The organism is Coprococcus phoceensis (assembly GCF_900104635.1).
Lineage (GTDB): Bacteria > Bacillota > Clostridia > Lachnospirales > Lachnospiraceae > Faecalimonas > Faecalimonas phoceensis.
In genome coordinates this window covers 2,839,580-2,849,960 of record NZ_FNWC01000007.1, presented here as the reverse complement: position 1 = coordinate 2,849,960, position 10,381 = coordinate 2,839,580, and the positions used below count along the sequence as shown (strand labels likewise).

12 protein-coding genes are annotated in these 10,381 nt (G+C 39.7%); 11 read left to right on the top strand and 1 reads right to left on the bottom strand.

From position 1 onward, the window contains the following. The first annotated feature begins 90 nt into the window (after positions 1 to 90). Together BQ5364_RS17050 and BQ5364_RS17045 are read left to right on the top strand one after the other, a co-directional pair. Positions 91 to 678 (top strand): nucleoside recognition domain-containing protein, encoded by a 588-nt coding sequence (locus tag BQ5364_RS17050; protein ID WP_044988038.1) that lies wholly within the window; start codon positions 91 to 93, stop codon positions 676 to 678. A 190-nt stretch (positions 679 to 868) separates the two neighbouring features. After that, a complete protein-coding gene (locus BQ5364_RS17045) occupies positions 869 to 2,491 on the top strand; it encodes a phosphotransferase (RefSeq protein WP_071144687.1) in 1,623 nt (540 codons plus the stop codon). Between the two features lie 58 nt (positions 2,492 to 2,549). On the opposite strand, the gene BQ5364_RS17040 is transcribed toward BQ5364_RS17045, so the two are convergent. After that, complete coding sequence (locus tag BQ5364_RS17040) at positions 2,550 to 3,185, bottom strand: lactate utilization protein (protein WP_071144686.1); 636 nt, start codon at positions 3,183 to 3,185, stop codon at positions 2,550 to 2,552. Positions 3,186 to 3,319: 134 nt separating this feature from the next. Here BQ5364_RS17040 and glf point away from each other — a divergent pair, with 134 nt between their 5' ends. From glf to atpA, 9 genes are all read left to right on the top strand, one after another. After that, positions 3,320 to 4,480 carry a UDP-galactopyranose mutase gene (gene glf, locus BQ5364_RS17035; RefSeq protein ID WP_022249880.1) on the top strand — a complete coding sequence of 387 codons (1,161 nt, stop codon included), beginning with the start codon at positions 3,320 to 3,322 and terminating at the stop codon, positions 4,478 to 4,480. Further along, positions 4,434 to 5,759 (top strand): MATE family efflux transporter, encoded by a 1,326-nt coding sequence (locus tag BQ5364_RS17030; RefSeq protein WP_071144685.1) that lies wholly within the window; start codon positions 4,434 to 4,436, stop codon positions 5,757 to 5,759. Before glf ends, BQ5364_RS17030 begins: the two co-directional genes overlap by 47 nt. 132 nt (positions 5,760 to 5,891) lie before the next feature. Then, positions 5,892 to 6,413 (top strand): spore maturation protein, encoded by a 522-nt coding sequence (locus BQ5364_RS17025; protein WP_004614409.1) that lies wholly within the window; start codon positions 5,892 to 5,894, stop codon positions 6,411 to 6,413. Between the two features lie 121 nt (positions 6,414 to 6,534). Beyond that, positions 6,535 to 6,696, top strand: coding sequence for a hypothetical protein (locus BQ5364_RS18015; protein WP_004614408.1), 162 nt, complete (start codon positions 6,535 to 6,537; stop codon positions 6,694 to 6,696). A 169-nt stretch (positions 6,697 to 6,865) separates the two neighbouring features. Continuing rightward, on the top strand, positions 6,866 to 7,558 hold the full coding sequence (locus BQ5364_RS17020; protein ID WP_044988017.1) for a F0F1 ATP synthase subunit A: 693 nt from the start codon (positions 6,866 to 6,868) through the stop codon (positions 7,556 to 7,558). A 31-nt stretch (positions 7,559 to 7,589) separates the two neighbouring features. After that, entirely contained in the window at positions 7,590 to 7,817 is a 228-nt protein-coding gene (gene atpE, locus BQ5364_RS17015; RefSeq protein WP_004614406.1) for an ATP synthase F0 subunit C, read from the top strand. Positions 7,818 to 7,888: 71 nt separating this feature from the next. Continuing rightward, positions 7,889 to 8,392: a F0F1 ATP synthase subunit B gene (atpF, locus tag BQ5364_RS17010; protein WP_004614405.1), complete on the top strand. Its 504-nt coding sequence runs from the start codon at positions 7,889 to 7,891 to the stop codon at positions 8,390 to 8,392. Then, on the top strand, positions 8,373 to 8,870 hold the full coding sequence (gene atpH, locus BQ5364_RS17005) for an ATP synthase F1 subunit delta (protein WP_004614404.1): 498 nt from the start codon (positions 8,373 to 8,375) through the stop codon (positions 8,868 to 8,870). Before atpF ends, atpH begins: the two co-directional genes overlap by 20 nt. A 4-nt stretch (positions 8,871 to 8,874) precedes the next feature. Beyond that, the gene (atpA, locus tag BQ5364_RS17000) at positions 8,875 to 10,380 is read left to right on the top strand and encodes a F0F1 ATP synthase subunit alpha (protein WP_004614403.1); all 1,506 of its coding nucleotides are present in this window, start codon (positions 8,875 to 8,877) and stop codon (positions 10,378 to 10,380) included. Position 10,381 lies beyond the last annotated feature (1 nt).

The window sequence follows — 10,381 nt, the reverse complement described above, 5'->3', positions numbered from 1 at the left end:
ATTCATTTACTGCGAATGGCGTGGTGTGAACAGGAACATAAGTTGAAAACCTCCTGCATACATTTTATAAAAAATAAATGTGGTGAAATGATGCTAAATTACCTTTGGGCAGGTATGATTGTAATTGGAATTTTGTTTGGAGCATTTAACGGAAAGATGCCGGAAATTACGAATGCGGCATTGGATTCTTCTAAGGAGGCAGTGACGCTTTGTATTACGATGATGGGAGTGATGTCTTTTTGGGTCGGTTTGATGGAAATAGCAACAAAGGCAGGAATCATTAAGGCAGCATCGAGAAAAATCCAGCCGATTGTGCGGATTTTGTTCCCTGATATTCCAAGAGGGCATAAAGCGAATGAACATATTACAACAAATATGATTGCTAATTTTCTGGGACTTGGCTGGGCAGCGACACCGGCAGGATTAATGGCGATGAAGAGCCTTCAGGAAATCAATCCGAATCGGGATAAGACAATTGCAAGCCGGGATATGTGTACATTTTTAATCCTGAATATTTCCTCATTACAGTTGATACCGATTAATATTATCGCATATCGCAGCCAATATGGAAGTGTGAACCCGGCTGGGATTGTAGGTGCTGGGATTGTGGCGACAACGATCAGTACGGCTGTGGGTGTGGTGTTTGCGGTGGTGATGGGAAAAAGGCGAAGAGTTTGAAAATTTTAAGAAATGTTTTGAGCGTAAAAGTTGTATGTTTACAATACGCTCAATAAGTGGTATGAAATGAATAAAACTAAACCCAATATTATTTTATGAAAAGGGAGACAGAAGCAGATACAAATGTTATAATGAAGAAAAATTATAGTGAAAGGGGAAGCATGAGCGGATTTGCTCATAGAAGATTACGATGAAGAATTTATTGATTTTAGGTGCTGGCGGATTTGGTCATATGATTCAGGAGACGGCAAAAATACTTGGATATGAAGAGGTTGTCTTTTTAGATGATGCTGTTATAGGAACAGATATTATAGGGAAATGCTGTGATTACAAAGCATTTCTGGAAAAGTATGACACTGCAGTGGCAGGTCTTGGGGATAATGGAATGCGTCTGTATTGGACAGAACAATTGATGGAGGCTGGATACAATGTTCCGGCAATTATTCATCCGTCTGCAGTAGTAAGCCCGAGTGCAAAGATTGGCGAGGGAAGTTTTATTATGCAGAATGCGGTAGTGAATACAAATACTGTGATTGAGCATGGTGTTTTGGTAAACAGTGGCGCTGTAGTGGATCATGATTCTTTTGTGGGATGCGGCGCACATATCGGTCTTGGAAGTGTGGTAAAGGCGAACTGTACAATTGAGTCAAAGAGAAAAGTAGAAGAGGGCGAAGTTGTATTTTCGACTAGAAGAAAGATAGATGGAGTAGGCAAGAACAGAAATCTTGAAGATGCATTGTATGCGTTTGGTTTTGGAACACAGTGCAGCTATGTAAAGCCATTTGGTGAAGGACATATCAATGAGACATATGCAGTATATATGCCGGTAGATGGAGAAGATGAGTTGTGTTATATTTTGCAGAGAGTAAATAACAATGTATTCAAAGATCCTGCCGGAGTTATGGAAAATATTTTCCGTGTGACTGAGTATTTGAGAAATGTGATTCGAGAAGAAGGCGGTGATCCGGATAGGGAGACACTTGCTGCGATTAAGACAAAGAATGGGTGTACATATTTTGAGGATAACGAGGGACAACCTTGGAGAAGCTATCATTTCATCCATGACTCGGTATGTTTCCAGTTTGTGGAGAAACCGGAACAGTTCTATCAGTCAGGAAACAGTTTCGGGCATTTCTTAAAACAGCTTGGCAATTATCCGGCGTCTGAGTTGAATGAGACAATCCCGGATTTCCACAATACGGTAAAACGATTTGAGGCATTCCAGATGTCGTTAAAGCGTGATATTAAGAACAGAGCAGCTTCCTGCAAGAAAGAAATTGAGTTTGCATTAAACAGAAAAGAGGACTGTGGAGTGCTTGTAAAACAGCAGGAAGAGGGAACACTTCCGTTGCGTGTTACACATAATGATACAAAATTAAATAATATTTTATTTGATGCCAAGACTGGAAAAGGACTTTGTATTATCGATTTAGATACAATTATGCCTGGTCTTGCGGCAAATGACTTCGGAGATTCGATTCGCTTTGGTGCTGCCACAGCGGCGGAAGATGAGAAGGATCTGGATTTGGTTCACTTTGATATTTCTCTGTATGACACATATGTAAAAGGCTATTTGGAAGGTACTGGTGATGTGTTGACACAGGAAGAAAAAGAAAGCTTGCCTTGGGGGGCAAGACTGATGACATTAGAGTGTGGAATCCGTTTCCTGACAGATTATCTTCAGGGAGACACTTACTTTAAAACAGCGTATCTGGAACACAATCTGGTTCGCGCCCGCACACAGTTCAAACTGGTGGACGAGATGGAACAGCAGTTTGATAAAATGCAGGAAATCATTCAAAAATATTGTTAAAACATTCAAAAGGGGACGTAGTAAAATTCAATTTTACTACGTCCCCTTTAAGAAATTCTTAATAACCTAATTCTTCGCCAACTAAGATAACTTTGATTCTTCCGGTGTGTCTGGAGTGTCTTGTAATGACAACCTGACAGCACATACAGTCAGGAGAATTGCAGTTGCCACAATGTCCGACTGCGCCACAAGGAGTTCTTGTTCCGAGACGAGCGGCATTTGCAGGGGAAGCGATGTTTCTGACGCGGGCAACTCCGGATTCTACATCTGTGACTACTTTGTTCATCCCGACAATGAGGATGACGTGCTCCGGACCGTGAATGAGACAGGCAACGCGGTTACCGTTACCGTCGATATTGATTAACTCTCCGTCAATCGTAACGGCGTTGGAACTCATCAAAAAATAATCTGCCATCGCATTTTTAAAATACATCTCTTTTTTCTCTTCCGGAGTCTTTGCAGTATTCCGGTCAATTAAAGTCAAAGAAGAATTCTTGATTGTATCTAAAATTCCGATTTCGTTCAATGTCTCAGAACCGCCAAAACCGACGGTATTGCCATCTTTCATCATTTCCATTGCCAATGAAACTGCTTGATTTCGATCATCACAATAGAAAGCCTCGATATTTCTTTGGGAAAAATTTTTGATCATGGTATCTGCAAGTTTTTTGTAAGCTTGTTGTTTTGCACCCATAAAATAACACCTCCTAATTTTCTAAATACTATTTTAGTGCAATAAAAAGGGAAAATCAATGGAGAAAAATATTGCGATTCTAAGCTGAATTGTCTAAAATGGGGAGAGATAAGACAAAATAATGGAGAAAAAATATGAAATACGATTATTTGATTGTGGGAGCAGGACTTTTTGGTGCAGTTTTCGCACATGAAGCAAAGAAAAGTGGAAAAAAATGCCTTGTGATTGAAAAACGAAATCACATTGCCGGAAATATTTATTGTGAAGAAATAGAAGGAATTCAGGTGCACAAGTATGGAGCACATATTTTCCACACGTCCAATAAAGAGGTGTGGGATTATATCAATCAGTTTGCAGAATTTAATCATTATATCAATTCGCCGATTGCTGTTTACAAAGATGAACTTTATAATTTGCCGTTTAATATGAATACATTCAGCAAAATGTGGGGGATCAAAACGCCACAGGAGGCGAAAGAAAAGATTGCGCAGCAGGTGGCTGAGACGGGAATTACAGAGCCAAAGAATCTAGAAGAGCAGGGACTGTCTCTTGTCGGAAAAGATGTGTTTGAAAAACTGGTAAAGGGGTACACCGAAAAACAGTGGGGAAGAGAGTGTAAGGAACTTCCGGCATTTATTATTCGCCGTTTGCCGGTGCGTTTTACCTATGACAACAATTATTTTAATGACCGTTTTCAGGGAATTCCCATTGGCGGATACACAAGAATCGTGGAAAAGATGCTGGATGGGATCCCGGTGAAGACCGATACGGACTATTTTTCCTTTATCAAGGAAAATCCGGACATTGCAGAAAAGACTGTGTTCACAGGCATGATTGATGAGTATTTTTCCTATCAGTTGGGGGCGCTTCAGTATCGTTCGGTAAGATTTGAGACAGAAGTATTGAATACGGACAACTATCAGGGAAATGCAGTTGTGAATTATACGGAAAGAGAGGTTCCGTATACGCGTATTATCGAGCACAAGCATTTTGAATTTGGAATGCAGGAAAAAACGGTTATTTCAAGAGAGTATTCGCTGGAATGGAAAGTGGGAATGGAACCGTATTATCCGGTAAATGATGAGCAGAACAATCGGCTGTTTGAGCAGTATCAGGAGCTTGCAAAGAAGGAGAGGAATGTGATATTTGGAGGGCGTTTGGGAAGCTACAAATATTATGATATGGATAAGGTGATTGAAGCTGCGCTCAATTTGTGCAGAGAAGAACTAACGAGGGGGGGAATTATTGATGGAAAGGGATATGACAGTAGGAAATCCTGCAAAAGTGATTTTTAATTTTACAGTTCCAATCTTTTTAGGGAATGTATTTCAGCAGTTTTACAGTATGGCGGATACGATCATAGTTGGAAAGTTTGTTGGAACAAAAGCATTGGCGGCAGTCGGATCGACGGGAACGATTATGTTTCTGATCATTACAAGTCTGATTGGACTGACTGCCGGTTTTACGGTGATGACTGCGCAAAGATTTGGTGCGGGAGATATGAAAGGGATGCGAAAGACGGTTGCGATGGCAGCAGTGCTGTCGGCGGTGATTTCGGTTGTGATTACGATTATAAGTATGCTGGGAATGCATAAGCTTTTGGCATTCATGAATACACCGTCTGATATTTTTGCAGATGCCTATGAATACATTATGATTATCTGTGCCGGGATTGTGGCACAGGTGCTTTATAATCTGCTGTCAAGTATTTTGCGGGCACTTGGAAACAGTAAGGTGCCGTTGTATTTTCTGATTTTGGCAGCACTGCTTAATATTGTCTTGGATTTGGTATTTATTATCGTGTTTCATATGGGAGCTGCGGGAGCTGCGTATGCGACTGTTATTTCACAAGGAGTATCAGGAATTCTTTGCCTTGTGTATATTATAAAGGCAGTTCCGGTGCTTAAGATGCATCGTGAGGACTGGACAATGGATTGGAAAATGGCAAGAATTCAGTTGAGTATAGGACTTCCTATGGCATTTCAGTATTCAATCACGGCGATTGGAACAATGATGGTACAGTCTGCGTTGAACGTGCTCGGCTCTACAATGGTAGCTGCATTTACAGCAGCAAGTAAGATTGAGCAGTTGGTGTCACAGGCATTCGTTGCTATGGGGACGACGCTTGCCACCTATTCCGCACAAAATGTGGGAGCAGGAAAAATCAAACGTATTCGAGATGGATTTAAGTCAGCAACATTGATTTCATTTGCATATGCAATCATGACAGGAGTTTTGATTGCTACGGTTGGGAAATACCTGACGGTATTGTTTTTGTCCGGAGATTTGACAAATATCCTTGGTTCCGTAGACGTTTATCTAAAATGTGCAGGTGTATTCTTTATCCCTTTGGCAGTGGTCAATTTATATCGAAACGGAATTCAGGGTATGGGATTTGGTTTACTTCCGATGATGGCGGGAATTGCGGAGCTTGTGGGAAGAGGTGTGACAGCAATTGTTGCTTCACGATATAAAAGCTATTTTGGAATCTGTATGGCGAGTCCCATAGCTTGGATTTTGGCATCGTTATTGCTGATTGCGATGTATTTTTACATAATAAAGAAGAAACTATAAGAAGAAAAGCGGGAACGGAAGTTGTATTATTTATTGATAATTTGAGGGATTTTCTCAGAGAAGGTGATTGATTTAGTATGTTTAGCTAATGAAGTACATATATTTTATAGATTACGAAAACAGGAGTAATTTATGAAGCTTCTTTTATATTTATCAGATTTTATTGTTCCGGTTACTATTTTAGGAATTGTTGCTTATGGTGTATTTAATAAAGTGAATGTATATGATGACTTTATCAAGGGAGCAAAAAGCGGATTTTTTACAGTGATTAAAATTATGCCGACGTTAATCGGACTTATGGTGGCAGTCGGAATATTGAGAGCTTCCGGCTTCTTGGATTTTTTGTCAGAAATAATCGGGAAAATGACGGCATATGTTGGATTTCCATCACAGTTGGTTCCGCTTGCGATTGTGAGAATGTTTTCTTCCTCGGCGGCAACGGGATTGGTACTAGATATATTTAAAGAATATGGCACGGATTCCAGAATTGGTTTGATTGCTTCGATTATGATGAGCTGTACAGAGACAATATTTTACACGATGAGCGTATATTTTATGGCGGCGAAAGTGCGAAAGACCAGATATACACTTGCCGGGGCACTTGCTGCAACGCTGGCTGGGATTATGGCAAGTGTATGGCTGGCAACTAATTGAGGATATGGAGGAGTTAATGGTTTACAGAAATCATTAACTCCTCCATTTTTTTCTTTGTTATATGTTATAATGCAACTATGTAAAATTTGGATGAAAATAACAAAGATGCAGGAGGTTCAATATGAGAGATTATACGTTAGCGCAACAATACGCCCTTGTGGGATTAAATGGACTTGAAAGTATTCACATGGACATGGCGAAAAGTGCTGTAATTCGAGCAATTGCAATGGCCCAGTCTTTGGAACGTTTTTTATCGGAAGATGAGACGGCGGAACAATTGTAGGGGGATGAATCGTTATTAAAATATGAGCCATACACGCATTTCTAAAAATACAATGTACAAACTGCTGAAAAAAACAAATGATATTCGTCAAATTATTCGCGGATTGCGGATTGTATCTCAAAATCAAAGTTGTATAATAAGTCGAACGAAAAATGAGGAAAGGGAGTGAATAGATACGGAAAATTTAGGAACGCAATTATTAGAAGAATTAAACTGCGAGACAGCATTTACTATTCCGATTTTCGGAGGTATTCCTATTTCAGAATCGGTTGTAGTTACCTGGATTATTATGGCAGTCGTCACGTTGCTATGTATCTGCCTCGTTAGGAATCTGTCGGTCGAACGTGTAAGTAAAAAACAGCTTATTTTAGAGACGGCAGTTGGCGGAATGAACCACTTTTTTGAAGAGATTATTGGAAAAGAGGGAAAGAGATACATTCCGTATTTGATGTCAGTTGGCATTTATATTGGAATTGCTAACTTGATAGGGCTTCTAGGATTTAAGCCGCCGACAAAGGATATGAATGTGACTGCAGCGCTTGCAATTATGAGTATTATTTTAATTGAGTACGCAGGGTTTCATCAGAAAGGGTTAAAGAAATGGGTAAAGAGCTTTGCGGAGCCGATGCCTATTATCGCACCAATCAATGTCCTTGAGATATTTATCAAGCCATTGTCATTGTGCATGCGTCTTTTCGGAAATGTTTTGGGAGCATTTGTAGTAATGGAATTGATCAAGATTATCATGCCGGCTTTACTGCCGATTCCATTCAGTTTTTACTTCGACATTTTCGATGGATTGATTCAGGCGTATGTGTTTGTATTTTTAACATCACTATTTATAAAAGAAGCACTAGAATAATTACAAAAAGAGAAGAAAAGGAGAAATTATTATGTCAACAACATTAATCGCAATTGGAGCAGGTATTGCAGTTTTAACAGGTATTGGAGCAGGTATCGGTATTGGTATCGCAACATCAAAAGCAGTGGATGCAATCGCAAGACAGCCGGAAGCAGAGAGCAAGATCAGTAAATCACTCTTACTTGGATGTGCCTTAGCCGAAGCAACAGCTATTTACGGTTTCGTTATCGCATTATTAATCATCTTATTCTTAAAATAATTTTTATAGTTCACGTATCAGACAACGGTGTGAATATTAACAAATAATATACAGGAAGGCAGGTTATCAGGATGCTTAGTTTAAGTGTTTCAAACCTTGTTATCACCATTATTAACATATTGGTACTGTATTTGCTGCTGAGAAAGTTTTTGTACAAGCCGGTTATGGGAATCATTGAGAAAAGAGATGAAATGATCAAAACTCAGCTTGAAACTGCAAAAAAGACGGAACAGGATGCTATGCAGTTGAAAGCTCAGTATGAGAATTCGTTGAATGATGCACATGACGAATCTTTGAGAATTGTGGAAAATTCAAAGGCAAGAGCACAGGAAGAATATTCAAGAATTGTCAAAGAGGCAGATGAGCAGGCTGGAAAAATCATTGACAATGCGAGAAAGACTGTGGAATTAGACAGAGAAAAAGCAGTGCGCGGCATGGAAAAAGAAGTTGCCAATCTTGCACTTGTGGCAGTTTCAAAAATGCTTGGAGAGCAGAAAAATGCGGCGGCAAATCAGGCACTATACGGACAATTTTTATCCCAGGTAGGTGAGCAAAATGACGCAAACGGCAATTAATTATGCGAAAGTTCTTTATGAGTTAGGAATTGACAAAACGATCATAGAAGAGACAGAAGAAGCTTTCAAGAAAGTGCCAAAGCTTAGAACCTCCCTGATGAGTCCGATTATTCCAATTCAGGTAAAACACAGCATTATAGAAAAAGTATTTCAAAAGGAAATCAAAAATTTCCTGAAAATTTTATGCGACTACCATAGCGTAGAAGTAATTGAAGATATATTTTCCGCATACAAAGAGTACTATAACGAACAGAACGGAATTTTACCGGCAGTTCTTACGTATGTGGATTGCCCTAGTGAACAGCAGTTAGAGCAAATGAAAACATTTTTATGTAAAAAGTATCATGTAAAAGAAGTAGAGTGGCAGCTTGAACAGGATGATAAGCTGCTCGGAGGATTTATTTTGCATGTGAAAGACTATGAATATGACTGGAGTCTGCGTGGCCGTATGAACCAGTTAAGATTGATCTGGAGGTGAAAGTGTGAGCTCAATTAGTTCAGAAGAAATTATTTCTATTTTGAAAAGCGAGATAGAAAATTATGAGTTAGAAACAAAAGACCAGGAGGTCGGAACTGTTATCTGGATCAGTGACGGAATTACAACTGTTTACGGAATTGACCATGCAATGTATGGAGAGATTGTTATCTTTGAAACAGGCGTAAAAGGTATGGTTCAGGATATCAGAAGAAATGAGATCGGTGTCATTTTACTTGGAAAAGACACAGGAATCAAAGAAGGTACAAAGGTAACAAGAACAGGAAAGAAAGCCGGAATTCCGGTTGGAGATGCATACTTAGGAAGAGTTGTGGATGCTCTGGGAGCACCAATTGATGGAAAAGGAGATATTCCTTCTGACGGATACCGTCCGATTGAACAAGAGGCACCTGGAATTATTGATCGTAAATCAGTCAGTGTTCCGCTTGAGACAGGAATCCTGGCAATTGACTCTATGTTCCCGATTGGACGCGGACAGAGAGAGTTGATTATCGGTGACAGACAGACAGGTAAGACATCTATTGCAACAGATACGATCATCAACCAAAAAGGAAAAGATGTTATCTGTATTTATGTTGCAATCGGACAGAAAGCATCTACAATTGCAAAAATTGTATCAACTCTTACAAAAAATGATGCCATGGATTATTCGATTGTTGTATCTGCGACAGCGAGTGATTCTGCACCGTTACAATATATTGCACCGTACTCAGGAACAGCGCTTGCAGAGTATTTTATGCACAAAGGGAAAGATGTGCTGATTGTGTACGATGATTTATCAAAACATGCAGTTGCATATCGTGCATTATCGTTGTTATTGGAACGTTCTCCTGGACGTGAGGCATATCCTGGAGATGTATTTTACTTGCATTCAAGATTGTTGGAACGTTCCAGCAGATTGAGTGATGAGCTTGGTGGTGGTTCGATTACCGCACTTCCGATTATTGAGACACAGGCAGGAGATGTTTCTGCGTATATTCCTACTAACGTAATTTCTATTACAGACGGACAGATTTTCCTTGAGAGTGATCTGTTTTTTGCAGGTATGAGACCGGCGGTCAATGTAGGTCTTTCTGTATCCCGTGTAGGTGGTGCAGCACAGACAAAGGCAATGAAAAAAGTTGCCGGAAGTATCCGTATCGACCTTGCACAGTTCCGTGAGATGGAAGTATTTACACAGTTTAGTTCGGATTTGGATGCAGCGACAAAAGAGCAGTTGCAATATGGTAAAGGTTTGATGGAACTGTTAAAACAGCCACTGTGCCATCCAATGAGTTTACATGAACAGGTTATCACGTTGTGCGTGGCAACACATAAAGTATTGGTTGATGTAGAGATTTCAAAAATCAAAGATTTCCAGAAGGATATGCTGAATTTCTTTGAAATAGAACATGCAGAGATTGTAAATGAAATTGAAGAAAAGAAAGTATTGTCCGACGAATTAATTGATAAAATTGTAGAGTTAGCAAAAGAATTCAAGAGCAGGTGTTAGT